Genomic DNA, 539 nt, shown 5'->3' with positions numbered 1-539 from the left:
GCGGATGGATCACCTCCTTTCTAAGGAGAATATGACAAGCTTTAAGTCTTGTTTGCTTATCTTTCAAATTTTTTTAATATGGGCGTGTAGCTCAGGTGGTTAGAGCACTGTGCTGATAACGCAGGGGTCGATGGTTCGAGTCCATTCATGCCCACCATAAAAAGTATGTTAAAAATATGGGGATATAGCTCAGCTGGGAGAGCGCCGCACTTGCACTGCGGAGGTCAGCAGTTCGATCCTGCTTATCTCCACCAAGAAATAATTTTAGGACAATGAGAAATGAATAGTAGGTAAAAAATTACAACTAAAAAACAAGTTAAGAGAAAACTGTAAGAAAAAAAGAAGATAAAGCTATTAAGGGCGTACGGAGGATGCCTAGGTAGTAAAAGCCGAAGAAGGACGTGATAAGCTGCGAAAAGCTAGGAGGAGGCGCACATAGCCATAGATTCCTAGATATCCGAATGGGACAACCTGTATATTAGAAGAATATACGCGAAAGAGGTAAGCCTGTGAACTGAAACATCTAAGTAACAGGAGGA

At 41.6% G+C, this 539-nt stretch carries 2 tRNA genes and 1 rRNA gene; all 3 read left to right on the top strand.

Features of this window, described 5'->3' with window-relative positions:
- Positions 1-80: 80 nt before the first annotated feature.
- A tRNA-Ile gene (locus AWT72_RS08810) sits at positions 81-157 on the top strand.
- Between the two features lie 21 nt (positions 158-178).
- Positions 179-254: transfer RNA gene (locus tag AWT72_RS08805), tRNA-Ala, on the top strand.
- 90 nt (positions 255-344) lie between these two features.
- Positions 345-539 (top strand): 23S ribosomal RNA (locus AWT72_RS08800); the annotation flags it as partial.

The sequence above is a fragment of the Oceanivirga salmonicida genome, assembly GCF_001517915.1.
Classification (GTDB): Bacteria; Fusobacteriota; Fusobacteriia; order Fusobacteriales; family Leptotrichiaceae; genus Oceanivirga; species Oceanivirga salmonicida.
This window is presented reverse-complemented; position numbering and strand designations above follow the sequence as displayed.